Origin of the sequence: Parabacteroides sp. AF48-14 (assembly GCF_003477465.1) — a bacterium.
Lineage (GTDB): Bacteria > Bacteroidota > Bacteroidia > Bacteroidales > Tannerellaceae > Parabacteroides > Parabacteroides acidifaciens.
In genome coordinates this window covers 1-25,047 of the sequence record NZ_QUDI01000005.1, presented here as the reverse complement: position 1 = coordinate 25,047, position 25,047 = coordinate 1, and the positions used below count along the sequence as shown (strand labels likewise).

The following is a 25,047-nucleotide window of genomic DNA, read 5'->3' as shown; positions in this document are numbered from 1 at the left end:
AATATTACTGAAAACATGAATGTTTATTATTAATACCCACTATAAATCAATGATTTATAAAGCAATATTTATGTAATATTCATGTAACGCAAATGCAATATGCCTGTACTTATTTTGCAATACAAAAACAGTAAACAAAAAACAATATGGACGACTTCCTGGAACTCTATCAACGAATAGAATATTTGCGAAACAACGGGGTAAAAATGAAAGAGATAGCCGACTGCGCCGAAATGGCTCCCAGTATCCTGTCTTCTTTATATACGACAGTGCTCCCGGCCTATTTTGAGGGGCTGAAAAATTGTCCGCAGGAAGAAGCTTTGGAACATGCACTCGTTCTGGTCAACAATATTTCCAAACGCAGATTGCTTTCCATCCTCCCGGATTTATTGGAGCGATTAGATAAACTGGAACCTGCCGTAAACGACACCCGGAAAGCAAACCCTTTCCTTGAACATTTACAAGAAGAGGTGCAACTATCGATTCACCGGGTCGACAATATATGCGGGCTTTACACCAGTTACAGCCTTTCATCCTCGTCGGACTGCCTGAAAGTAGAACCTTTCATCATCAACCTGTCGGAGAACAAAGAGCATATCCGTATCGGGCGGCTGAACGCCTATGGGGAAGCACAATGGGGAATGGGCGTCATCGGCGACCCGCAGAATTTCTATTGCATGTTCAGCGAAAACCCGTCCCCGCAATTTACATTAGTTACAGTCTACCTGCAGATCCCCTTCTTCCGGAATCCCCGGCAACTGCGCGGCCTGTATATCGGCCTTGACTACAACCGAAACCCGGTTGCCCGCCGTATCCTGCTAATCAAGGAGTCCGACAGCACGGATACAGAAGAATTCCTAACTATGGAAAGTGGTCTGGTTCAAAAGGAGGACTTCACGCCCGAACAGCAAGCCTATTACGACTACACCTGCCAGACAGGCGATTACATCAAAATGTGTACCGTACCGTCCCTCCAAATGAACGAAACCGATTTGATTAAAGAGAAGAAAATGTTATCATTATAACATCCATTATTCTTTCTGGAACTTGCGGCTAACCTTCAACAGATTCGTCGTAAATGCAACCACATTCTGCGCCTCCTGCACCATATTCAGGTACACCATGCTCACTTTCGTGCTTCCGCTCTGTCCCTGGATACGCTTCAGTTCCTCTTTCTTCAGGAGCGTGAGCCCTGCATTCAGTTCAGTCGATTCGGCAACGAGGTCATCCAGGCGGTGGTAATCGTTGCTTTCAATCATGGCGGCGCCACGTTTGAGGAAAGACACAATATTGTCGGTCATCTTTCCGAAATCCTCTTTCTGCACCTCGCTCAACGGACTGAAATGGTTATCGACATGCTCTTTGCCCGGTTCCGTCAGACGGCGGATACTGAATATGATCTCGCTCGCAAAGTCATTTCCCTGATAATAGTACAATCCTTTATCGATCGCAATATCATGTTCCAACTGAGTCACGCCCAGCGTTCCGACACGTTTCACCTGCTTCAGGTAGCTCTTCTTCTCCTCGACCGCACCCATCACCTTACGAAGCTCACGCAGGTTCTCATCCATAAAGCCATGAACGGAACGGTTGAAAGCATCCGATGCAAAGTTCAGGACATTGCAGAGTTCTTCGCGGCTATGTTCGCGGAACAGGGAAAGAGCCTCGCGCTTATCCGTCGTCTCACGCAGTTTGGAAATCGTAGAATCGACCTCTTGCTGCATCGCTTCTTTCTTCATCTTTTTGCGATAGGTAAGATGACTGCGAATCAGCATATAAACAGCCAATCCGACCATTGCAGCCATAGCCGCAATACCTCCGACATGGATCAGCAAAGCAACGATAAAACAGATTGTGAAAGCCGCTCCCGCCGTAATGAACCAACCGCCGATCACGGAAAGCACACCGGTAATACGGTAGACAGCACTCTCACGTCCCCAGGCACGGTCAGCTAACGAACTACCCATCGCCACCATGAAAGCCACATAAGTCGTAGACAGCGGCAACTTCAACGAAGTACCGACAGCAATCAGCAAACCGGAAAGCACCACATTGACGGAAGCACGGACCAGGTCGAAGCTGGCCTTATCCTCAAGAATCATTTCGCTGTTGTCAAAACGGCTGTCTATCCAGTCCTTCATACGTGGAGGGACAACGCTCAGAATCGTATTGGATATATTGTTGCAGGTACGGACCAGCGTACGTGCAACCGGAGATGTCCCGAAGTTTTCGTTTCCCTCCGACTGGCGGGAAAGATCGAGGGATGTTTTCATCACATTATGCGCCTTCTTTGAAGTTGCAAGCGCGATGACCATCACAATACCGGAACCAAACAGGAAATACCAGGGCGTCTTAGCCGGTTCGAGCAAAGATTCCATCAGAAATGTATTCGTCGTGGTCGTCCCACCCTGTGCCATCAGATCCATATAAGAAGAATAACCGGCCAGGGGAACACCGATGAAGTTCACCAGGTCATTCCCGGCAAAAGCAAGTGCGAGCGCAAACGTACCCATCAGGATCACAACCTTGAATACATTTACTTTCAACCAATACAACACCTGCATCAGGATCGTAAAGAAGATGAAAGCTCCCCATACCACCTTATCCGTATTTCCATAAATCAGATCCTTCAGGTCGCCTTCCATAAAAGAGCTCGACTTCAATCCCTTTATCAGCATAAAATAAAGAATGGACGTGGCAGCCAGACCGGCAAACAGGCCCACGAAATATTTAGCGTGCTTCTTATAGTTAAACGTAAAAATCAGACGCGAAATATATTGCACAACTGTCCCGAAGAAGAAAGCGATTGCCACGGAAAGGAAAATACCCAATATCACCGTAAACGCCTTATCCGTATTCAATAAATCGCCCAGTTGCAGCATACCGTTCGAATTGGCTATCTTGACTAATGAAATCGCAACCGTACCGCCTAATAGCTCGAAAACCAATGAGACGGTTGTCGACGTCGGCATCCCTAAGGAATTAAAAATATCCAATAACACCACATCGGTCAACATGACAGCCAGCAAAATGCACATAATCTCCGAGAAGAAGAAATGTTGCGGCTGGTAAATTCCGTGCCTGGCAATATCCATCATGCCGTTGGAAAGTGAAGCGCCGACGAATACGCCGACAGCAGCAATCACCATAATAACTTTAAACGATGCAGCCTTCGATCCTATTGCTGAATTCAAAAAATTCACCGCATCATTACTAACTCCGACAGACAAATCGAATATTGCCAGTATAAAGAGGAAAATAATCAGAAAGAGATAGAATGTCTCCATAATTGCTTGTTATCTTATTTGGTTGCAAAGGTCTGAAACAAATATTACGCACAAATGACATAGATGTTACAAACCTGTTACAATCATGACTACTTGCATTTGAAAACAGTTAATCCGAAAATAATGTTATCCAGGCTAAGGGTTTTTCTCTACATTCGCGACTACTTATATAGAACATTGTTAATCTTACTCATATTTGGGAGAGAATCGAGACAATATCATGCAATGGGTTTGCGAGATGGCTCTGTCTGACTCGCAAACGGCTCTTAAATCGCTTTACATGTCCTATTTCGGACGGTTAATGCGGTTCGTAAGCCTGTATGTCTCATCGCCGACAGAATCCGAAGAGATCGTCTCCGATACATTCCTGGCCCTTTGGAACAGCCGCCAGCAACTCCCCGGCGTAGCAAACTTCGATTCCTATATTTATACCATTGCCCGCCACAAAGCGATCAGCTACTATCGCAAACAGAACATGGAAAAGATATCTCTTGATGAAGTATCCATCGACTTGTTCACCTCTACCGAAACGACTCCCGAAGAAGACTTCATCAGCCAGGAAGGGATTAAACGCCTGAATATGGCAATCGAATCCCTGCCCGCAAAATGCAAGGTCGCATTCAAGCTCATCCGCGAAGACAAGCTCAAATACAAGGAAGCCGCCGACATCCTCGACATCTCCGTCAAAACCCTGGAAGCACACCTGGCCAACGCTGTCCGGAAACTACGGGAAGCATTGGCTGAAGATACTTCAATTTAACATTTTTGATCCGTCCCCTATTGCATGTTACAACTGTATTCCTTTCATGTCACAACTGTCTTCCTTCTATGTTACAGTTATCTTTCTTTTGTTTCACGGCTGTAACATGAATAGCAGATGGCGCGGGACAACCTCTACATGCCAGTCCATCCATTCCTACATGGACATAAACAGCAACCCGAACCGGCTTATACCTCCGGCATCCCTACATATTTTTTCCAAGACGACTAAGGGTTTTTTTTTGTTGATGCGACTATATTTATAGAAACACATAAAATGGAAAACAAAATAAACCATATAATTGCACGTGTCCTGAGCGGAGAAAGCACTTCGGAGGACATCCTTTCGTTAAGCGAATGCTGAACGATAACGAAAATAATCGGGAAGAATTTCGTCGGCTCAAAAATTATTGGGATGCGGATGTCGCATTCAAACAATCCATTACCCCTGCTTTCTCAGCTGAAAAGCTGCTCCAACAAATCAAGGTTCAGGACAGGCACAACAGAAAAAGACAGTCATGGGAAAGTTATGTTCCTCTTATTGCAGCCGTCACCTTACTGTTCATTTTCTCCACCGCATTCCTCTTTTATTATACTAATAATCATGTGTCGGAATATTACACACTGCTGACAGACGAACATAAATCCAACTTCACATTAGAAGACGGTACAGTCATCACTTTGAACAAAAACAGCCGCTTGAGCTATTCCGATAAATATGGGAAAAACAAACGTGATGTCAAATTGGAAGGGGAAGCTTATTTCGAGGTTGCAAAAAATCCGGAGAAACCTTTCCAAGTAGAGATGAACGGCGCCTCTATCATCGTATTAGGTACGCATTTCAATGTCAAAGCAGATTCGGACTCTGACGATATCACGGCTACTTTAGTAGAAGGTTCCATCCGTTTCGAAGGAGCCAAACAGAACATCGTCATGACACCGAACCAACAATTGACTTTCAGTCGATCGACTAACAAAGTTGGTATCAAGCATGTTGACACAGACACCTTTACCTCTTGGAAAGACGGGCTGCTAAAATATAAATCGATCCCATTTATCGAGCTGATTGAAGAACTGAAAAACACATACAAGGTAGATATCGAAATCGACAACGAAGAGTTGAAGAAGCCGACCGTAACAGTTTCCGGCACATTCAGCAAAGAACAGAGTATCGAACAGATATTGAAAGTAATTTCCCGCAGTCTGCCTATTCGGTGGAGCAACAGCAACGGAGTCTATTATATCCAATATGTAACACTTAAAAAAAGATAATGCCTATGGAATAACACCAGCGTTAACCTAAAAAAACCGGTCATACTTGAAAGCACAACCGGTTTTAAGTCTTTAAATTTAATATCCCGCTTCTTCCGCTCCGCGACCAAACATTGTGGATGAAGCGAATTATCAATCTTTAAATCAGTACAAAAATATGGAAAATGTTTCGTATTACAAGTCTTTCTTACCCAAAGGCTTAAAAAAACTCTTCACAATTATGAGAATCACGATTATCTTATTATTCGTAGCTCTGTTCCAGGTGGTAGCCGTGGAATCATCTTATTCCCAAACTACAACCGTATCAGTAAAAGCAGAGCGGATGTCCCTTATCGATCTGTTCTCCCAAATAGAAAAACAGAGCGAATTTCTGTTCTTCTACGTAGACGAAGAAGTTAAGAATGTTCAAGTCAGCATCCAGGCAAAAAACAAACAAATCGATGAAGTCCTTTCACAGGCATTAGCTAATACTGATCTGACTTACACAATCAGCGACCGCAATATCAACATCACCCGGAAAGTATATGCCGCCCAGCAAAGACAGACCAAGCATATTAGCGGTAAAGTAACGGATGTGAACGGTGAACCTATCATCGGGGCAAATGTAATCGAGAAAGGAACGACCAACGGTATTATCACCGATACAGAAGGAAGTTTCAGTCTCAACGTCGCAACATCTTCCGTACTCCAGATATCTTACATAGGATATCTCACGCAGGAAATTCAGGTAGGCAACAAAAACTTATTTGATATCAAATTAGCAGAAGACCTGCAGGGAATCGAAGAAGTTGTAGTCGTAGGTTATGGTACACAGAAAAAGGCCAACCTGACCGGTTCCGTCGCATCAGTGTCTATTAAAGATATGACCAAACGTCAGGTTGGTCAAACCTCAATGGCCCTGCAGGGCCTCATCCCGGGTGTTGCTATTACGCAACGAAGCGGACAGCCAGGTGCCGACGGTGGAAATATCAGTATCCGCGGTAAAACGACTTTGAACAACAATGATGCATTAATTTTGGTAGACGGAGTCGAAATGGGAATCAATGATATTGACCCGTCTCTGATCGAATCGATATCCGTGCTAAAAGATGCTGCCTCTTCTGCAATCTACGGTTCACGTGCTGCAAACGGTGTAATCCTGATTACCACAAAACGTGCAGAAGCGGATAAATTTACAGTTTCATATAATGGTTACGTTGGTTGGCAGAGCGCAATCGACCTACCAAACAAAGTAGGTGCGATCGACCATATGTTAATGACAAATACTGCTTATACCAATATCGGTAAATCCCCCTTGTATTCTGATGAATATATCCAGGAATACCGACAGGGAATGTTGACAAATCCGGATCGTTATCCGGATACAGACTGGTATGATGAATGTTTGACAAACAGCGGATTGATGCAGAACCACTTCGTGACATTAAGCGGCGGTTCGAAACGTATCCGTACAAATGCCAGTGTTGGCTACATGGATCAAGAAGGTATTATTGAAAACACGAACTACAAACGCTACACATTCCGTATGAATACGGACATGGATGTATCTTCAACGCTTTCTGCCCGCATTGATGCACACCTTACGATGGTAGACCAGAAAGAACCTTCCAGAAATGATGCATTCCATTGGATGAGTCGTATTCCTGCTATTCAAGCAGGTGTCCTTAGTACCGGACAATGGGGTGAAGGTTGGAATGGCGATAACCCGATTGCCTTCACAAATGACGGAGGCTTGAAGAAACAGAGAAAGCCGACCGCTGTCGTCCATCTGGGCTTAACTTACAAACCGGTAGAATGGTTGACACTCCAAGGCGACTATGCTGCCAATTATTGGGAAAATCATATTACCAACTTCACAAAGATGGTCCAGACTTACAAATATGACGGTTCTCCTTATTACCGTGCGCCACAGAAAAGTACGTTAAATGATGAAACGCAGAGAAACCTAAGGAATCTGTTAACGGCTTCCGCCACATTTGAAAAACAATTCAATGATCACGGTATCAAAGCAATGGTCGGTTATCAGCAGGAAGACCACCGGTATGATATGCACAGAGGGTATCGCGAGAACTATGCATTCCCCGACTATCCCGTATTGGATGCCGGTGGTGAAGATAACCAGAAAGCGTACGGTAATTCTTTCGAATGGTCTTTACGCTCTATCTTCGGACGTATCAACTACGATTATCAAGGTAAATACCTATTCGAAGCCAATATACGTTACGACGGTTCTTCCCGGTTTGCAGAAGGAAACAAATGGGGTGTTTTCCCATCCGTATCCGTAGGATGGCGTATATCGGAAGAAGCCTTCTGGGAACCGCTAAAAGAGGTCGTAGATAACCTTAAATTCAGAGGATCATGGGGACAATTAGGAAACCAGAATGTAATGAATGCGAATAACTCGGCAATCGATCCGTATCCATTCTCTTCCAATGTAAGCCTGGATACAAAATATGTATTCGACAAAACCATCGCATCCGGCGCTGCTATCACGAATATGGCAAACAGAAAGATCACATGGGAAACGACAACTTCCACGGATATCGGTATTGACGCGACCTTATTCGGTAAACTAAATATCACGGCCGATTACTTCTACAAAGTAACCGACGATATCCTGATGAAACTGAACGTGCCTCTTATCATCGGTATGAACGCACCTTCACAGAATGCCGGTAAAATGGAGAACAGAGGTTGGGAACTCTCTCTGAGCTACGCTGACAACGTCGGCGATTTTAACTATCGTGCATCTTTTAATATTTCTGATGTCCGTAATAAGATTTTGGATATGAAAGGAGTAAACGAAACCGGACTGACCGTTAGTCGCGAAGGACATGAAATGTATTCACTTTATGGTTTGGAAGCTATCGGCTATATCCAGCCGGAAGACTACGATGCAGACGGGAACTATCTGGGAGCGACACAATACGGAAACTTCGGCCCCGGCGATATCAAGTACAAAGACCAGAATGGTGACGGCGTGATCAACACAAGTGACCGGGTTATCATTGGCGGAACAATTCCGCGTTACACGTTCGGTTTATCTCTTTATGGTGAATATAAGGGATTTGATCTGAGTATGTTGTTCCAAGGAGTCGGCAAAGCAGACGGCTACATCAATGGTCAGGGAATCCAGACTTTTGTCGAGGGAGGAACCGTTCAAGAACAACACAAGGACTATTGGACCCCGGAAAACAGGAATGCTAAGTTCCCTCGTTTGGCATTTAATGAAACAAACAATATGCAAAACTCATCTTTCTGGATGAAGAATGCAGCATATGTCCGTATGAAAAACATACAATTGGGCTACTCATTATCAAAGAATATCTTAAGAAAAACACCGATCTCTTACCTGAGGTTCTATGTCAGTGGCGATAACTTGTTGACGATCGACAGTTTCTGGGATGGATTCGATGTTGAGGCTCCTGTCGGAAACGGAGGCTATTATCCGCAATTGAAGACGATCAGCTTCGGTATAGATCTTAAGTTTTAATGTTCACCTTTAAATTAATTCGGAAAATGAAAAAAGTAATATTATATATAACTGCCGTATGTTCTGCGTTATGCATGAATTCGTGTAGCGACTACCTGGACAAGAATCCGTTGAACTCTCCTTCGGACCAGACTTTCCTGGCGACTGAGACTGAAATGCAAATGGCACTGGCTTCCTGCTATTCCGCCTTATGGACCAACTGGGAAACCATGACATTCTTTTTGGCTTTGGATGCAGCATCCGACATAGGATATGACCGTAACACTAATGCCATGCAAACGATCGCACAAGGCGCTGCGGATGCGAACAGCGATCTTGCCAGAGACTATTGGAAATCCTTCTATGCCGGTATTGCCAAATGTAATTATCTTTTAGAAAACATGTCAAGAGGAGAAGAAAATGTAGCTCCTGCGACCTATGCCCAAATCAAGGCAGAGGCCCAATTCCTCCGCGCACTTTATTATTCCTATTTAATCGAACTATACGGAGACGTACCTTTGGTTACGGAAGTGCTGACACTGGAAACGGGGCAGCAGCCGAGAAATCCGAAAAGCGAAGTCGTCGATTTCATCTTAAAGGAATATACGGAAGCTGCTGAAAACCTCCCTTCGGCCAATAACCCGACCTCTGGCCATGCGACAAAGGGTGCTGCCTTAGCTTTAAAAGCAAGAACCGCACTATACAACGAACGCTGGCAGGATGCTATTTCAGCATCACAGGCCGTTATGGCGATGGAAGGAACGGAGTATATCATCGAAGACGATTACTCCAAACTATTCAAATATGAGGGACAAACATCCAAAGAGGTGATTTTCTCCGTTCAATATTTGTTAGGGACACAGGTTCATGCGCTCTACCGTCTGTTCGGTTCCCGTAACGCATTGGCTCATACGAACAAGAAACCGGCGTATCAATTGGCCGACGCATGGGAATGCACGGACGGGAAGCAAATAGATAAGTCTCCGCTGTTCGATCCGAAACACCCGTACAAAAACAGAGACCCGCGCTTAGAGTTCACATTAGCAGTTTCCGGTTCAGAATTCCTGGGATTCCAGTTTGAGACTCACGGCGATAGCTGCTCTGTTGGAATTATATGACAAACCAACGGGTAGACAACTTGGAGGCAACTCATGCGTATGCCACATTTACCGGTATCTGCTGGCGTAAATATGCCAACATTGAAGACAAAGATGCACTGAACGATTGTGACATGAATACGATCCTGATCCGCTATCCGGAAGTATTGCTGACCTATGCCGAAGCAAAAATCAAAGCCGGGGAAATCGATGCATCCGTATTGGATGCCATCAATAAGGTGCGCCGCCGTCCTTCTGTCAACATGCCTCCTATTACGACAACCGATCCCAACGAACTGTTTTATGCTGTTGCCCGCGAACGCAAATATGAGTTTGCCGGTGAAGGCTTGCGATTGTTCGACATCCGTCGCTGGAAAATTGCTGAAGTTGTAATGAATCAGCCTCTTTTAGGACGAATGAAAAAGTCATATCCGGACAAAGCGCCGCGCATGGACGAATGGGGAACCGCTTTCTATGAAGCATACCTATTGCCGAAAGTGGTGAATCGGCTGACTTTAAGATGCGTATCGTTGATATTCGCAAATTCGACAAAAACAGGGATTACCTGTGGCCGATTCCATATATTGAAAGACAAACAAATCCGAGTTTGACACAAAATCCGAATTACGAATAAACTCGTATCTCTCTCCTATATTTACCCCGGATGTAACATCTGTTTTCCCGGAATGCATATCAAGTTACATCCGGGGTAATTATCCCTCATCTATATCATTTATCCTATTCTAACTTAGAATTAACTATATATGAAATACACTATTATTTCTCTTATTCTATGTATATCCTTGTTCTCCTGCCATTCGGAAAAACAAGAAAACATATCTTCTATCAAGGAAGTTGACATTTGTATTTATGGTGGAACCTCGGCAGGCGTTGTAGCCGCCTATTCCGCTAAAAAGATGGGAAAATCCGTTATCTTGATAGAACCTGGCAAATATCTGGGTGGAATGACTACTGGTGGATTAGGTGCTACCGATATTGGAAACAAATATGCCGTTACGGGATTGGCACGCCTGTTCTATCGCCGCATCGGAGAACATTACAACAAGTTTGAACAATGGACATTCCCTCCCAGTGTAGCTACTGCCACTATGATGCGCTTTGTGAAAGATGCGGATTTAGATGTGCTATATTATCGCCGTATCACAGGGGCATCCGTACAAAACAAAAGAATAGAGGCTATTACACTGGAAGATTCGCAACAACCGGATGAGAAAACACGCATTAAAATCCGGGCCAAACAATTTATCGATTGCTCATATGAAGGTGACCTCATGGCAAAAGCCGGCGTTTCTTACTTTACGGGACGCGAAGGAAATGATGAATATGATGAAACACTCAATGGCGTTCAAATGTCTGTCTGGCACCAGTTCCCGGACGGGGTGGATCCTTACCTGAAAGAAGGAGATCCGAACAGTGGCCTTTGTTGGGGAATCCAACCTAACACATTGCAAGAACGGGGCAGCGGAGATAAACTTATACAAGCTTACAACTTCCGTTTATGCCTGACTGACAACAAAGAGAACCAACGGCCGTTTGAAAAGCCGGAAAATTACAATCCTGCTAAATATGAGTTATTGGCACGCGCTATCCGTAAAATGGACCTGCATATAGACAACTACCTGTTATTTAACTGGGGAGTCATGCCGGAGAATAAATACGATGTAAACAACCGGGGACCCTTGTCAACAGATATGATCGGAATGAACTATGATTATCCGGACGGTGATTACGCAACCCGGGAAAGGATCTGGCAAGAACATGTTGACTATACAAAAGGACTTCTTTATTTCCTCACACATGACGAGCGGGTTCCGCTTGAACTTCGCGACCAAGTCTCCCGCTTCGGATGGGCGAAAGATGAATTTGTCGATAATGACAACTTCCCGACCCAGCTGTATGTGCGTGAAGCGCGCCGTCTGAACGGGGAATATATCATGACGCAAAAGAACTGCCAGGGAGAGGAAACAGTAGGCGATGCGATCGGGATGGCAGCTACGGAATGGACTCGCACAACTGCCAGCGTATCGTTACAAACGGCATGGTAAAAAATGAAGGAGATGTGGAATATCACGGTTTTCCGCCTTATCCCATCTCGTATAAAAGCATTACGCCTAAACGTGAGGAATGCACCAATCTACTGGTTCCCGTATGTGTATCTTCCACCCATATTGCTTTCGGTTCGATCCGGATGGAGCCGGTATTTATGGTATTGGGGCAGTCGGCAGCCGTTGCATCCGCATTAGCCATCGACGACAATACGGATGTGCAAACAGTCGATGTAACCAAATTGCGCCGGATATTGAAAGAGAATCCATATCTGGACGGTTCCACACCGGAAATACAGGTCGATGACAGCGAAATTGATAAAGTAAGCAGCGCAGGCGGTTGGCGAAAGAGCTTCGGCCCCCATTATAAAAACAGTTACTTCTGGTCCGCAAACTCAAAGAACAATTGCTCCTTTACCTTTATGCCCGTCATTAAAAAAGCAGGCACATACGAAGTTTTCTTCTACTGCACGGCTCTTGCCGACCAGGAAATGCCGGAGGTCATGGCCTTCGATATAGCATGCAAAGAAGGGATCAAGCAGGTGGAAATATCTCCCAAATCCTATAAAGGCTCATGGGTGAGCTTAGGTGCATACGCTTTTGACAAGGGTGACAGGTTATCTTCTGTCACAATCGACGGCCATCGCTCAAAAGGTGCATTATTTGCCGATGCAATTATATTAGTTCCTAAAAAATAAAATCCTTATCTTTATGGCTTCTCATAAAGACCTTTATAAAAAGAAAATACCATGATTACACGACGTGATTTTTTAAAAGTAACGGCAGCCGGAGGAGCATTAGCTTCGTTAGGTAGCGTGACGGAAGCGAAAGCGACGATGCAGGCAGTGGTTCCTGATGACGGATTCTGCCATGAAACGCAACGGGAGATTCCTGTCATTGCCGATGTCGACTTGGTCGTGGCCGGAGGAAGTTCCCGCGCAGTCGCAGCAGCAGTCGCAGCAGCTAAAACCGGTTGCAAGGTCTATCTGATCGGCTATATGCCTTATTTGGGCGATGATATATGCGGCTCATTCCTTTATGACCGTCAAAAAGACGAAACACCCCAGACCGCTCTTGCCCGCAAACTTTTTGAAGAAGTCAAATCATTCAGGCCTTTGCATTACAAGACAGTGCTGGAGAACGAACTAATCGATAACAATGTTGATTTCCTGTACAGCAGTTACGTTACCAACCTGCTGGTAGACGAAAAAGGGAAACCGGCAGGCGTCGTCATCGCCAATCGCTCCGGCCGACAGGCAATCCGTTGCAAAGGGATTATCGACGCGACCCATAATGCTTCCGTTGCCCGAATGTCGGATATCCAGGTTAAAAACGCAGGGCAAGGGGCTGTCGAATTTAACTATACAGTCGTAGGTAACGGAAAAAAAGAATCGGCAAACATCACCCATGCAGAAGTCTTGCCGCTGCCGGTCCTGTCCGGCGGGAAAGAATATCCGGTGACACGATACACCTTCCTGATGCCATTGAAGAACGACTCCTACGCCGCTTTAATGGAGATCGAACAAACGGTGAGAACCCAGACTTGGGACCCGGACCAGGTAGACAGCTCAGATTTGCTATGGTATATTCCCCAGCAGGTTATTACCTGCCAAAAAGCATGTAACGAAGTATCGGGAAGCATCAGGCAACTCCCGATCGAGGCATTCCAAGCCGAAAAGTATTCGAACCTTTGGATATTAGGTCCTTGTGCCGAGCTTCCGAGAGAAAGCATGAAAACCGTTATGCGTCCTATCAATGCCGTATTTTTAGGCGAACTCTTGGGAGAAGAAATCGGATTCCGGACCCAACTTCTTTCCATGCCCGCCCAGACAATCGTATATCAAAAGAAAGTAAACGCCTCCGACTATGGACAAATCGGAGAAGTCCTCCAGCCTCTCCGCCCCCTTCTTCATAAGAATACCGTCAACTCGCCTGCCGGAGCATTACCCGTATTGGGAGAATATGACGTTGTCGTCCTCGGAGGGGGAACGGCAGGAGCTGCCGCAGGTATCTCAGCTGCCCGGCAAGGGGTCAGTACACTGGTACTTGAATATCTGCATGGGTTAGGCGGAATGGGGACAATGGGGCTGATCGGCTGTTACTGGGACGGCTTCAGGGAAGGTTTCACGGCAACCATCGATAACGGTGTACACGAAATGGCACCGGAAAACCATCCGCGCCAGCAAAAAGACTGGAAGAACCGGGCGGTGTCCGACTGGAAAATGGAATGGTACCGGAAAGAGCTCCTGAAAGCAAACGGGCAACTCTGGTTCGGCGTACTCGGATGCGGCGCATTAGTCGAAAACAATCAGGTAAAAGGGCTTGTCGTGGCAACTCCTTTCGGCCGGGGCGTTATCCGGTCAAAAGTATTGATCGACAGTACCGGAAGTGCAGATATCGCCATTGCGGCCGGAGCGCCGTTCGACTACACCGGCAAAAAGACACTTGCTGTCCAGGGAGCCGGAGCCGGTAAACGCGATCCGGGCGACTCCTACAATAACAACGACTGGTTGTTTATCGACGATACAGACATCTTGGACGTATCACGCACCTTCATCCAAGCCAAAGTGAAGATGAAAGGCCACTACGATATCGTCAAGGTTCCGCAGACACGCGAACGCCGGCGAGTAGTGGGCGAACATATCATCTCGGTCTACGACGTGCTGAATCACCGCCGTTATCCGGACACCATCTCATTCCACCAAAGTTCTTTCGATACGCACGGAATGATTGTAGATCCTTACTTCCTTCTCTCCCCGCCTATGAAGCGGCACATGATCTACGATGCCGATGTCCCGCTTCGCAGCCTTCTGCCCAAAGGACTGGAAGGTATTCTGACAACAGGGTTGGGAGCCAGTGCACACCGTGACGCGATGCCGGTTATCCGGATGCAACCCTGCCTGCAAAACCAGGGCTATGCAGTAGGTTACCTGTCCGCACAATGTGTAAAAGAGAATAAAGCACTCCGCAAAATAGACATCAGGAAAATACAAAAACACCTGGTCCGGATCGGCAACCTGCCGGAACGTGTCCTGACCGACAAGGAGTTCAAGGGCTTCAGTAACTCCGACATGCAAAAGGCCGCCCAATCGGTTTCAGACAACTACAAAGGGCTGGAAGTTCTCTTCTCCGACCCGGAACGTTGCCGGAAGCTAATTGACAAACAATTCAGCCAGACAAGCCTGCCGGACGAAAAAGCAATCCTCGCCAGCATCCTGTGCATGCTGGGAGACAAGAAAGCCGCACCAGCCCTGGAAGAAGCGATCCGCCAGTACAAGAACTGGGATCAAGGCTGGCATTACACCGGTATGCACCAGTTCGGCATGAGCCTCAGCCATCTCGACGCCTGATCACGGCGCTTGGAAAAACAGGAGAGGCATCCGCTTTACCAACCCTCTTGAATAAAGCTGGGCAGTTGACCCCGGAAGACTGTTTCTCACACTTCCGTGCCATTGCTATGGCCACGGAGTCTATCGGTAACCGGGACGCCGTTCCCGTATTGGCAAAGATGCTGACCGCTCCCGGCGTCCGTTTCCATGCCATACAGTCTTATAAAGAGGCGCAAAGCAGTGTTGTTCCGGGAGATATCGACACCTCCACCCGTAACCGTGCACTAAAGGAACTGCATCTGGCAAGAGCCCTTTACTTATGCGGAGACGAAAACGATATCGGTAAAACGATATTGGAACAATATGCCAACGGCCTGCAAGGTCATTACGCCCGTTATGCATACGAAGTATTAAACAGTAAATAAACGATTTATGAAAAAGAAAGCGATCCTACTCTCCTTCCTGTTAGGTTGTACGAGCCTGTTTGCCCAATCCTCCTACGACCTCGTCATCGTAGGCGGGAATCCGGGGGGAATCATGGCTGCCATTTCGGCCGCCCGTATGGGTAAAAAGTCTGTGATCCTCGAACGGACCCGCTATGTCGGAGGGCTTCCCGCCAACGGACTGGGGGCGACAGACATTGCAACCCGCGACGCGACGACCGGACTGTTCCGGGAGTTTGTCGACGGAGTCCGGCAATACTACGTCGACACCTACGGCCCAAACTCCGAACAGGTGAAGATGTGCAGCGACGGATACCACTTCGAACCCTCTGTCGGCGCCCGTATCTTCCAAAAGATGCTGGACGGGCAGAAAGACAAAATCACCGTCCTTACCATGCGCCAGTTCGATGCGGAAGATGAAAACATCATCATGCACGACAACCGCATCGAACGGATTCGTATCCTGAACCGCGAAACCGGGAAGATGGAAGAATACAGCGGAGACGTCTTCCTCGATGCCACCTACGAAGGTGATCTCGGAGCCGCCGCCGGAGTGCCCTTCCGTACAGGCCGCGAAGGACAAGACGAGTTTGGCGAGCCGGGTGCCGGACGCGTCTACAAATATTGGGGCGGACCGGAAGGCGACGGCAGCACGTTCCAACGGGACAATGCCGTCCAGTCCTACAACTACCGCCTCTGTCTGACTAACAACCCGTCGAATCGCATTGCCTTTGCCAAGCCCACCCGTTACAACCGGGAAGACTATGCCTCCATCGTGGAAGACGTCTGGACCGGACGTAACACCGATGCAGCCATGCAGCGCGTCACCGACGAGATGATGGAAGCGAACCGCCGACATATCAAAGCCGGTAACCCGTCCCAACTTCCGGGCGACAAATGGGGCATTGCCAAAATCACCAATATCGTCCACGTCCCGAACATGAAGACAGACGCCAACAACCAGCACGGCGTCTTCGTCTCCACCGACCTGCCGGAAGAAAACTGGCCCTGGCCGACCTCTTCCTGGGAATGGCGCGATAAGTTTGCACAGCGTCTGCGCGAATATACGGAAGGGCTCTTCTGGTTTGCCCAGAACGATCCCGAACTGCCCGCCCACTTCCGCAAAGCCGCTAAAGAATGGGGACTTTCAAAGGATGAATATACAGACAACGGGCATTTCCCGCGTCAGGTCTACGTGCGTGAAGGCCGCCGCTTCGAAGGGATGTATTTCTTCACCGCCAACGATGCCGTCCCGGTGACGATCGGCAGCCGTCCGCCCATACACGAAAGCAGCATAACAGCCAGCCACTATGCACTCGATTCGCACGCGGTACGGAAAAGAGAGACGGGACGTATCCATCTGGACGGTTTCATCAGCTACCCGTCGGCCGTTTATACTGTTCCTTATGGCGTGATGGTGCCTAAAGAGGTGGACAACCTGCTGTTGCCCGTTCCCGTTTCAGGTTCGCATATCGGATTCTCCACCCTGCGCATGGAGCCTTGTTGGATGGCAATGGGTCAGGCTGCAGGCATCGCTTCCGCCCTGTCGATAGACGAAAAGGTGAAGGTGCAGAACATCGATCTTTCCACCCTCCAGGACAACCTGGTCAACCAGAAAGCGACGCTGATGTATTTCAAAGATGTGGATTATACCGATCCCCACTTCCGCATGGTTCAATACCTGGGCCTCCGCGGTTACCTTCCCGAATGGAACGCCCGCTTGCAGGAGCCGATCGATGCAGCCACACTAACCGCCTGGAAGCGATTGAGCGGTCTCGACCTGACAGGCTTCGAAGCCGGCAAGACGACAAGACTCACTGTCCTGGAAAACATCTACCGGGAGATTAAGTAAAAGCAACGATATTCGTCAAGGGGTTGTATCAATAGTTCTGTAATGACTATTGATACAACCCCTTTTTATTGAGATCCGGTTTTAGCCTATCACCTCTCCCCGTCCGTTCATCAGCACAAACCGCTCTGTCCGGTCTGGGTTCTCGACTTTGATCTTATACGTTTCACAGCCGGATTTGCCGCTCATATAAGCACCTTCGAAGGTACAGCCTTCATAGGAGGCTGAGGTTCCCATAGTCCGCAATACTGCGTGCGGGAGGCTCTGCATATCTATTTTCCTGAATCCGTCAGAAGTTGTCTGTTCAAAGGAAGAGAATGCCGTTGTCTGTCTGCATTTCACATCCTGAGAAGCAAAGACAACCACACATGCAACAACCGTAACGACTAACGCTAAAACAATCTTTTTCATAACCTAAAAACTTTAATACCTAAATCTAAAATCTTCTTATACCTAAACTTTATCTCGACACAATACATACAAATGCCATGCCAGACGCACCAATATCCTTGAAAAGCGCAGTGCCATCCCACAAACAAACAGGACGTGTAGAAAATTTCCACACGTCCTGTATATTATTCCACAATTGCCACCCGATGAGCTTACATCTCCGGCTTGCAATAGTTCAGCACTTCCACATTACGGATCGAACTCTTGAAACTTCCCGCTTTCTCCAATGGGAAGACCAGCGTACGGACGTAATTCATCGAGTCCTTGCCGGCATTGAAGTAACGCTTTTGGATATTCAGATCCTCCTTCAGCTTGCCGTCGATATAAAGGCGGGTGGACTTTTCGTCGCCGGTGATCGTGACGGTTGCAGTCTCTTCGGGATAGAACTGGTAGTTGAATGTATTCAGATAGCCGTCACGGGCAAAGCCCAATTTGCCGGAAGCCGGATCGGAGAGATAAAAGACTGCGTCCGGCGAGCGGAACAGCTCTGTTCCTTTTTCCTCGGGAGCTGCTTTGATGTCAAAAGAAACGGTGTAATGGTAACCAATCTCCTTCAACCCTGTCGCCATTCCCGGAGTCAGTGTTTCGAGGTTATAGACGGCACGCGGTTCGGTACCGATACGGCCGGCTACGTTCACACCCGGAGCTTCACTGATTGACCGGCGGGCGCTGTTGAAGTCTTCATAAGGAGTCGTGCAATCTTTTCCGGTCCACATCTTAACCGCTAACGTTTGCATAGCAGGAAAGACGCGATAGTGGATATCCTTCGTGCTGATCCCGTTGCCGGCATGGTCGTTCCAGACGGCAAACATACCGCCTTTGATCTGCTTATGTTTTTCGGGGAACACCTCTTTCCCGATGTGCGCGGGCGTCCATTCCTTATACAACATTTCGGTGTTCAGGTAATCATAATAATAACCGGCTGCCGGGACGATATACAGATAGCCGTCGGGGATACTGATCAGGTCGTAGCCTTGCTTGATCATCTCCTTCGGGTCGGCATAGCCGTTATACCAGGCGCTCATCAGTACGTTTTGGGATTTGACAGGCGTATCGCCTTTTGCATGTGTCAAAGCTCCCCAGACACAGGCCTGCTTGCCGAAGCTTTCAACAAAGCGGATATAATGGTCGGTGAAGGCACGGAACTTCTCGACCACATCTTTCTTCTTATTCGAATATTCGTCCGTGCCGATATGCACGCGTTTACCGGCAAAGACGGGATTGCGTCCTTCTAAGTATTCGCGGAAGAGGGCGTCGACGAACTCGTATGTTTCCGGCTTGAACAGGTCGAGGTGGTCCATGCCGTACTCTTCACTACCAATCTCCGGCTTATACTGCGTCAGGGCAAGGGAATGAGCCGGAACGTCTATCTCCGGAATAATCTCCACACCTAAGCTGTCGGCCAGTTGCTGCAGGGCGATAAACTCCTTCTTCGTATAGAAGCCATCGCGGGCGGTCAGGCCGGGGAAGGTTTCGCATTCCAGGCGGAAAGCGGAATAGGTCTTATTCCAGTCGTGATTGTAGTATTGCTTGAAGGCATTATCGTTCAGGTGGATCTGGAAAGTATTCATCTTGTAGTAAGCCATCATCTTCACATAATCGCGCAACATACTCATCGGGATGAACTTACGGCCGCAATCCATCATAAAGCCGCGGATGGCATAGTCGGGATAATCGCGTGCCGTACCTTTGGGCAACGCCTGGCCGGCCTCTTGTTCGGACATCTGGAGCAAGGTGCGGGTAGCCCAGTAAAGCCCTTTGCTCTTGGGAGCGGTCACGGTGACACGATCGGTGATCTTCAGGTTATAGCCTTCTTCACCCAAGCGGCTGTCGGAAGAGAGGGAGAAGACGAAGTCGCCCGCCGACGCACCGCCCTGCACGACCTTCATCTGCCGGCCGAACATCAGCTCGTAGTCTTCGGCAAACTGCGTGGCAACACGGGCTACAGCCGGGTCTTTACCGGTGTAGACAATACGGGAGGTTGCCGCCGGGGTAAACATTCCCTGGCTCCCCCTCCACTCCTGAAGTTCAGGGATAACGAACGGTTTTTTGTTGTTAGCGGCGTCTGCCTTTCCGGGCAATAATAACAAGGCTGCAGAGAGCAGCCAATAAAGTTGTATCTTCATAGGTATTTGAATTAAAATGTGACAAAGATATATAAAAGAACGGACGTTTCTGATTGATTTATTACTTTTGCAACCAAAATCTTTCTAATGAGTTACAATTGGAACACGCGGACAGAACTTTTGTTAGGCGCCGACCGGATGGAACAGCTTGCACATAGCCATGTATTGGTCGTCGGATTAGGGGGCGTCGGCGCTTATGCTGCCGAACAGATATGCCGGGCAGGAATCGGACACATGACGATTGTCGATGCCGACACCGTGAACGAGAGCAACATCAACCGGCAACTTCCGGCCTTGCATTCCACATTAGGGATGCCGAAAGCCGAAGTCATGGCCCGTCGTTTGTTGGATATCAACCCGCGTCTGAAGCTGACCGTTATCAACGAATTCCTGCGTGACGAAAGGACGGAAGAGGTGCTTTCCGCCACCCGATACGATTTCATTGTCGACGCGATCGATTCCCTCAGTCCGAAAGTATTCCTCCTGTATCATGCTCACAGGAAAGGGATTCCGGTCGTCTCTTCCATGGGGGCGGGAGCCAAGACAGACCCGTCGCAAGTCCGGATTGCAGACATATCGAAAACCTGCAACTGCGCCCTGGCAAAAGCCGTACGCAAACGGTTACGCGGACTGGGCCTGAACAAGGGGATTCCGGTTGTTTTCTCCACAGAGATTGCGAATCCGGATGCTGTCGTAGAGGTCGAAGGCGAACAGTGCAAACGCACGACCACCGGAACTGTCTCGTATATGCCGGCGATATTCGGCTGCTATCTATCCTCATTTGTCATCCGCCAACTGGCAAATAACGAATGAGGATAATGGACAATTGACAATGAACAATTGACAATTATTTGTCATTCCGTCCAATTGTCAATTGTCAATTATCAATTGTCAATTAATAAAGGTATGATAAAGACAGAAGGAATAACCAAGAGCTTCGGCTCCCTGCAAGTACTGAAAGGCATCGACCTGACGATAGGCGAAGGCGAGGTTGTCGCTATTGTCGGCCCGAGCGGAGCAGGCAAAACAACCTTGCTGCAGATTGTCGGGACATTGGATGCGCCCGATAGCGGCAAACTATATATCAACGGGACGGAAACCGTACGTCTTTCGGAAGAAAAGCTGGCAGCTTTCCGGAACAAGAACATCGGCTTTGTCTTCCAGTTCCACCAGCTTCTGCCGGAATTCACAGCTTTAGAAAACGTGATGATCCCTGCCCTTATCGCCCGCGAAAAGCCGGCTGTGGCAGAGAAAAGAGCTAAAGAGATACTGGACTTCATGAGCCTGGCCGACCGGATGTCACATAAACCGAACGAGCTGTCAGGCGGCGAGAAACAGCGCGTAGCCGTAGCCCGCGCCCTGATCAACAATCCGTCCGTCATCCTCGCCGACGAACCCTCGGGTAGCCTGGACACCCGCAACAAAGAGGAATTGCACAAGCTATTCTTCGACCTGCGCGACCAGATGCACCAGACCTTCGTCATCGTCACGCACGACGAACAACTGGCAAACGACACGGACCGCGTAATCCACATCAAAGACGGCGTAATTCATAATTCATAATTCACAATTCATAATTCAACTATATGTCCCATCATCATAACAGAGCAACATTTGGTAGTAAAATAGGTGTAATCCTGGCAACAGTAGGCTGTGCCGTCGGACTGGGTAATATCTGGCGGTTTCCTTATATGGTCGGTTCCAACGGAGGAGCAGCATTCCTCCTTATCTACATCATTTGCATTATCTTATTAGGGCTTCCGGTGATGATCACAGAGTTTTTCATCGGACGTCATTCCCGCAAAAACGCAGCCGGCGCCTTCAAGGTTATGGCACCGGGAACAAAATGGTCTCTTATCGGCTACAACGGTGTGCTGGCGGCATTCCTGATCCTGGGCTTCTACTCGGTAGTGGCAGGCTGGACGCTCGAATATATCATGCAGGCACTGGACGGTTCACTAACGGGCAAAACAGCGGCCGAATTCAAACTGGACTTCGAGCAATTCTCATCCGGGATTGTACGGCCGATAGGCTGGACAATTGCCTTCATCGCCTTGACACATATCATCATTATCTCCGGCGTAAAAGAAGGTATCGAACGGGCATCCAAAATCATGATGCCCATGTTATTCCTGATTCTGATTGCTCTCTGCATCCGTTCGGTCACGTTGCCGAATGCCGAGAAAGGGTTGGCATTCCTGTTCAATCCGGACTTCAGCAAAATCTCCTCATCGGTTGTGCTCAGCGCAATGGGGCAAGCTTTCTTCTCGCTTAGTATCGGAATGGGATGCCTGATTACTTACTCGTCCTATTTCAAGAAAGACACGAAACTCCAGACAACGGCCCTGCAGGTCACAGTCCTGGACACGCTGGTGGCCATATTGGCAGGAGTGATGATATTCCCGGCAGTATTCAGTTTCGGCATTGCCCCGACGGCAGGTCCCGAACTGGTGTTCATCACGTTGCCGAACGTTTTCGAACAATTGCCCTTCGGCTGGATTTGGTCCACTGTCTTTTTCGTGCTGCTCGCCTTGGCGGCTTTGACTTCGACAATCTCGCTTCATGAGGTAGCGACAGCCTATGTACACGAAGAATATCATATTTCCCGAAAAAAAGCGGCCTGGTTCGTTTCAGGCGGCGTGCTGACATTAGGGATTCTCAGTTCGCTCTCATTCAGCGTGCTGAAAGAGTTCACGATCGGCGGCTTGATTTTCTTTGATGCGCTGGATTACCTGACGGCAAAAATAATGCTCCCCTTAGGTGGTATGCTGATCTGTATCTTTGTCGGAACACGTGTCGACCGCAAGATCCTGAAAGCCGAGTTGACGAACGAAGGAACCGTCCCGTTCCATTTCTTCAACACCTACGCCTTCTTCATGAAGTACATCGCTCCGGTCGCCATCGGCCTGATTTTCCTCAACGAGTTAGGACTGGTCAACAGGATTATAAAACTGTTTTAAAATACTCGGGGAAGTTCCTTGCGTATCTGCAGGGAACTCTTACCTTTGTGAAACAGTATTCATTTAATAAACAATCGCCTTATGGAAATCAAAACCATCAAGAAAAAGAGAAAACTACTTCCCGGTCTTGACATGACGCAGGAAGAATTAATGGCACGTGTCCGCAAAGCAGAGGAAGGGCCGTTCTATACTTTAGAAGAGTTCAAACAAAAGATGCAGGAATGGAAAGCCCAAAAGTACGGCCTATAAACATTTCTGATTTGTTCTATGAAAGCACTAAACAAATATTCGACTACGGAATAGAACAATTTGGAGAACTACAAGCCTTAAAATATGAATGCCTTATCTATGAAGAACTACAATTACTTCCTCACAGATATTTGGTTCATCCGGAATGCAGGCATATACCTACAATGAGCAAAATGTACCGTTCAATCATGCTACCGGCCCATTTTATCTTATACCGCATCACGGCTACTCGTATTGAAGTACTCGATATAATTTCTTATCGGGAAAGTATTTCAAAGATACAGAAAAGACGACAAATAAAATTATAACTGCTACTTATTAAATACTCGGGGAAGTTCCTTGCGTATCTGCAGGGAACTCTTACCTTTGTGGGACAGTATTCATTTAATAAACAATCGCCTTATGGAAATCAAAACCATTAGAAAAAAGAAAGTAGCAACTTCCTGTAAAGTTAAATGTAAATCCTTCCCGTCATGGGAGGAAGTGCAACAGAAAAGAGATGCAAGGAACTCCCGTTATGGATTCGACCCGGCTACCGGATGCGGGACACTTTCCGCCGAACAATTGACCGAAATGATCAGGGAAGCGGAGGAAGGCCCGTTCTATACACTTGAAGAAGGTAAACAAATGATACAACAATGGAGGGAACAAAGGCAAAACCGGTAATCGCTTCATTGCTTTTTTATTCATCCGTTGACCAAATCTTTACTTATGGAAAAATGACCTTCGGTGAACAAACAGCAATCAAGTACGAGAACCTGACGCATCTCCCATATCAAACAATTAAGAAACATCAAACCATAAATAAATCAAACTATGAACTGGCGAGACCTTCTCTATTTCTCCAAAGGCGAAAGGCGGGCATTGACCTTGCTGCTTTGCCTGATTACAATCTCTTGGATTTTATTGCTTTGGACGGGCAAAAAAGCGATGCCTGTCGCTTTGGAAACGGATGCCCATCGGACAGGAAACCGACTGGCATCGGACGAAAAACGGATCATCATCGGAAAAGACACTTCCGAAAGGGAAAAAGAATCCATCCGAAAGGAATCCGAATTACACCCGAAGGGGAAGAAAAATACCCATAAAGAAAACGCTCCTTTCCCAACAAAGAAAACACGGAAAGAATACAAGCCGTACGTCCGGACAGAGAAGTTCCCGGAAGGGACGCTTGTCGAACTGAATGCAGCCGACACGACCACCCTGAAGAAAGTTCCCGGCATCGGCAGCACCTTCGCCCGCCGGATTGTAAAATACAGGGAACTGTTGGGCGGATTCTACACCGTCGGCCAATTGTCGGAAGTGTATGGCATCGACGAAGAGCGCTATACTGCCCTCGCCCCCTGGTTCTTCACCGACACACTGTACATCCGCAAACTGAATGTCAACACCCTGCCCGCCGCAGACCTCCGCCGTCATCCTTACCTCGACTACCGGCAGGCAAAAGCCATCGAACAGCTCCGCAAACAAAAAAGCAGACTCTCCGGATGGGAGAACCTGCAACTGATAGAAGAATTTACAGATATGGACAGGAAGCGGCTCAAGCCATATCTATCGTTCGAATGAGAAACTGAGACTAAAAAAAAGGGCATCCTCTCGGACGCCCTTTCTCATTCAATACTAAAACTCTCTTATATATGGATTAGTATACATTTACCTTGGTAACAATCGTATTGCCGGCATTGGTT

At 47.5% G+C, this 25,047-nt stretch carries 18 protein-coding genes and 2 pseudogenes; 17 read left to right on the top strand and 3 right to left on the bottom strand.

Annotation, left to right across the window (positions count from 1 at the left end; translation table 11 throughout):
• The first annotated feature begins 146 nt into the window (after nucleotides 1-146).
• Entirely contained in the window at nucleotides 147-1,025 is an 879-nt protein-coding gene (locus DW083_RS03525; RefSeq protein ID WP_122331449.1) for a hypothetical protein, read from the top strand.
• A 6-nt stretch (nucleotides 1,026-1,031) separates the two neighbouring features.
• On the opposite strand, the gene DW083_RS03520 is transcribed toward DW083_RS03525, so the two are convergent.
• Nucleotides 1,032-3,287, bottom strand: a complete 2,256-nt coding sequence (locus DW083_RS03520) for an inorganic phosphate transporter (protein ID WP_122331448.1) — start codon at nucleotides 3,285-3,287, stop codon at nucleotides 1,032-1,034.
• A gap of 220 nt (nucleotides 3,288-3,507) precedes the next feature.
• Between DW083_RS03520 and DW083_RS03515 the strand changes: the two genes are divergently transcribed.
• The 10 genes and pseudogenes from DW083_RS03515 to DW083_RS03480 all read left to right on the top strand — a co-directional run bounded on the left by DW083_RS03515 (nucleotide 3,508) and on the right by DW083_RS03480 (nucleotide 17,577).
• A complete protein-coding gene (locus DW083_RS03515; RefSeq protein ID WP_199659137.1) occupies nucleotides 3,508-4,047 on the top strand; it encodes an RNA polymerase sigma-70 factor in 540 nt (179 codons plus the stop codon).
• A 356-nt stretch (nucleotides 4,048-4,403) separates the two neighbouring features.
• Nucleotides 4,404-5,318 carry a FecR family protein gene (locus tag DW083_RS03510; protein ID WP_233551742.1) on the top strand — a complete coding sequence of 305 codons (915 nt, stop codon included), beginning with the start codon at nucleotides 4,404-4,406 and terminating at the stop codon, nucleotides 5,316-5,318.
• A gap of 220 nt (nucleotides 5,319-5,538) precedes the next feature.
• Entirely contained in the window at nucleotides 5,539-8,811 is a 3,273-nt protein-coding gene (locus DW083_RS03505) for a TonB-dependent receptor (protein WP_158582083.1), read from the top strand.
• Between the two features lie 26 nt (nucleotides 8,812-8,837).
• Entirely contained in the window at nucleotides 8,838-9,908 is a 1,071-nt protein-coding gene (locus DW083_RS03500; RefSeq protein ID WP_158582082.1) for a RagB/SusD family nutrient uptake outer membrane protein, read from the top strand.
• Nucleotides 9,905-10,369 (top strand): annotated as a pseudogene (locus tag DW083_RS03495) (RagB/SusD family nutrient uptake outer membrane protein); the annotation flags it as partial. The gene DW083_RS03500 and the pseudogene DW083_RS03495, both read left to right, overlap by 4 nt.
• 38 nt (nucleotides 10,370-10,407) lie before the next feature.
• Nucleotides 10,408-10,521: a RagB/SusD family nutrient uptake outer membrane protein gene (locus DW083_RS23535; RefSeq protein WP_370038652.1), complete on the top strand. Its 114-nt coding sequence runs from the start codon at nucleotides 10,408-10,410 to the stop codon at nucleotides 10,519-10,521.
• 130 nt (nucleotides 10,522-10,651) lie between these two features.
• Nucleotides 10,652-12,651, top strand: a pseudogene (locus tag DW083_RS03490) (FAD-dependent oxidoreductase).
• Between the two features lie 51 nt (nucleotides 12,652-12,702).
• Nucleotides 12,703-15,303, top strand: a complete 2,601-nt coding sequence (locus DW083_RS03485) for an FAD-dependent oxidoreductase (RefSeq protein WP_233551739.1) — start codon at nucleotides 12,703-12,705, stop codon at nucleotides 15,301-15,303.
• A gap of 47 nt (nucleotides 15,304-15,350) precedes the next feature.
• Nucleotides 15,351-15,707 carry a hypothetical protein gene (locus DW083_RS22515; protein ID WP_233551738.1) on the top strand — a complete coding sequence of 119 codons (357 nt, stop codon included), beginning with the start codon at nucleotides 15,351-15,353 and terminating at the stop codon, nucleotides 15,705-15,707.
• Nucleotides 15,708-15,714: 7 nt separating this feature from the next.
• Nucleotides 15,715-17,577: an FAD-dependent oxidoreductase gene (locus tag DW083_RS03480; RefSeq protein WP_122331443.1), complete on the top strand. Its 1,863-nt coding sequence runs from the start codon at nucleotides 15,715-15,717 to the stop codon at nucleotides 17,575-17,577.
• Nucleotides 17,578-17,658: 81 nt separating this feature from the next.
• Here DW083_RS03480 and DW083_RS03475 read toward each other — a convergent pair whose 3' ends face one another.
• On the bottom strand, nucleotides 17,659-17,985 hold the full coding sequence (locus DW083_RS03475) for a hypothetical protein (RefSeq protein WP_122331442.1): 327 nt from the start codon (nucleotides 17,983-17,985) through the stop codon (nucleotides 17,659-17,661).
• Nucleotides 17,986-18,176: 191 nt separating this feature from the next.
• A complete protein-coding gene (locus tag DW083_RS03470; RefSeq protein ID WP_122331441.1) occupies nucleotides 18,177-20,150 on the bottom strand; it encodes a family 20 glycosylhydrolase in 1,974 nt (657 codons plus the stop codon).
• A gap of 87 nt (nucleotides 20,151-20,237) precedes the next feature.
• On the opposite strand from DW083_RS03470, the gene DW083_RS03465 reads away from it, so the two are divergent.
• The 6 genes from DW083_RS03465 (at nucleotide 20,238) to DW083_RS03445 (ending at nucleotide 24,925) form a co-directional block, all read left to right on the top strand.
• A complete protein-coding gene (locus tag DW083_RS03465; RefSeq protein ID WP_122331440.1) occupies nucleotides 20,238-20,963 on the top strand; it encodes a ThiF family adenylyltransferase in 726 nt (241 codons plus the stop codon).
• A 93-nt stretch (nucleotides 20,964-21,056) separates the two neighbouring features.
• The gene (locus DW083_RS03460; RefSeq protein WP_115498371.1) at nucleotides 21,057-21,713 is read left to right on the top strand and encodes an ABC transporter ATP-binding protein; all 657 of its coding nucleotides are present in this window, start codon (nucleotides 21,057-21,059) and stop codon (nucleotides 21,711-21,713) included.
• A 23-nt stretch (nucleotides 21,714-21,736) separates the two neighbouring features.
• Nucleotides 21,737-23,110: a sodium-dependent transporter gene (locus DW083_RS03455; protein ID WP_122331439.1), complete on the top strand. Its 1,374-nt coding sequence runs from the start codon at nucleotides 21,737-21,739 to the stop codon at nucleotides 23,108-23,110.
• Nucleotides 23,111-23,191: 81 nt separating this feature from the next.
• Complete coding sequence (locus tag DW083_RS22070) at nucleotides 23,192-23,359, top strand: hypothetical protein (protein WP_158582081.1); 168 nt, start codon at nucleotides 23,192-23,194, stop codon at nucleotides 23,357-23,359.
• Between the two features lie 402 nt (nucleotides 23,360-23,761).
• Entirely contained in the window at nucleotides 23,762-24,025 is a 264-nt protein-coding gene (locus DW083_RS03450; protein WP_122331438.1) for a hypothetical protein, read from the top strand.
• Between the two features lie 150 nt (nucleotides 24,026-24,175).
• Nucleotides 24,176-24,925 (top strand): helix-hairpin-helix domain-containing protein, encoded by a 750-nt coding sequence (locus DW083_RS03445; RefSeq protein WP_122331437.1) that lies wholly within the window; start codon nucleotides 24,176-24,178, stop codon nucleotides 24,923-24,925.
• Nucleotides 24,926-25,047: the final 122 nt, after the last annotated feature.

Bases quoted from the DNA above. Each gene is read 5' to 3' on its own strand.
- DW083_RS03525 (WP_122331449.1), top strand. From the start codon at position 147: ATGGACGACTTCCTGGAACTCTATCAACGAATAGAATATTTGCGAAAC.
- DW083_RS03520 (WP_122331448.1), bottom strand. From the start codon at position 3,287: ATGGAGACATTCTATCTCTTTCTGATTATTTTCCTCTTTATACTGGCA.
- DW083_RS03515 (WP_199659137.1), top strand. From the start codon at position 3,508: ATGCAATGGGTTTGCGAGATGGCTCTGTCTGACTCGCAAACGGCTCTT.
- DW083_RS03510 (WP_233551742.1), top strand. From the start codon at position 4,404: ATGCTGAACGATAACGAAAATAATCGGGAAGAATTTCGTCGGCTCAAA.
- DW083_RS03505 (WP_158582083.1), top strand. From the start codon at position 5,539: ATGAGAATCACGATTATCTTATTATTCGTAGCTCTGTTCCAGGTGGTA.
- DW083_RS03500 (WP_158582082.1), top strand. From the start codon at position 8,838: ATGAAAAAAGTAATATTATATATAACTGCCGTATGTTCTGCGTTATGC.
- DW083_RS23535 (WP_370038652.1), top strand. From the start codon at position 10,408: ATGCGTATCGTTGATATTCGCAAATTCGACAAAAACAGGGATTACCTG.
- DW083_RS03485 (WP_233551739.1), top strand. From the start codon at position 12,703: ATGATTACACGACGTGATTTTTTAAAAGTAACGGCAGCCGGAGGAGCA.
- DW083_RS03480 (WP_122331443.1), top strand. From the start codon at position 15,715: ATGAAAAAGAAAGCGATCCTACTCTCCTTCCTGTTAGGTTGTACGAGC.
- DW083_RS03475 (WP_122331442.1), bottom strand. From the start codon at position 17,985: ATGAAAAAGATTGTTTTAGCGTTAGTCGTTACGGTTGTTGCATGTGTG.
- DW083_RS03470 (WP_122331441.1), bottom strand. From the start codon at position 20,150: ATGAAGATACAACTTTATTGGCTGCTCTCTGCAGCCTTGTTATTATTG.
- DW083_RS03465 (WP_122331440.1), top strand. From the start codon at position 20,238: ATGAGTTACAATTGGAACACGCGGACAGAACTTTTGTTAGGCGCCGAC.
- DW083_RS03460 (WP_115498371.1), top strand. From the start codon at position 21,057: ATGATAAAGACAGAAGGAATAACCAAGAGCTTCGGCTCCCTGCAAGTA.
- DW083_RS03455 (WP_122331439.1), top strand. From the start codon at position 21,737: ATGTCCCATCATCATAACAGAGCAACATTTGGTAGTAAAATAGGTGTA.
- DW083_RS22070 (WP_158582081.1), top strand. From the start codon at position 23,192: ATGGAAATCAAAACCATCAAGAAAAAGAGAAAACTACTTCCCGGTCTT.
- DW083_RS03450 (WP_122331438.1), top strand. From the start codon at position 23,762: ATGGAAATCAAAACCATTAGAAAAAAGAAAGTAGCAACTTCCTGTAAA.
- DW083_RS03445 (WP_122331437.1), top strand. From the start codon at position 24,176: ATGAACTGGCGAGACCTTCTCTATTTCTCCAAAGGCGAAAGGCGGGCA.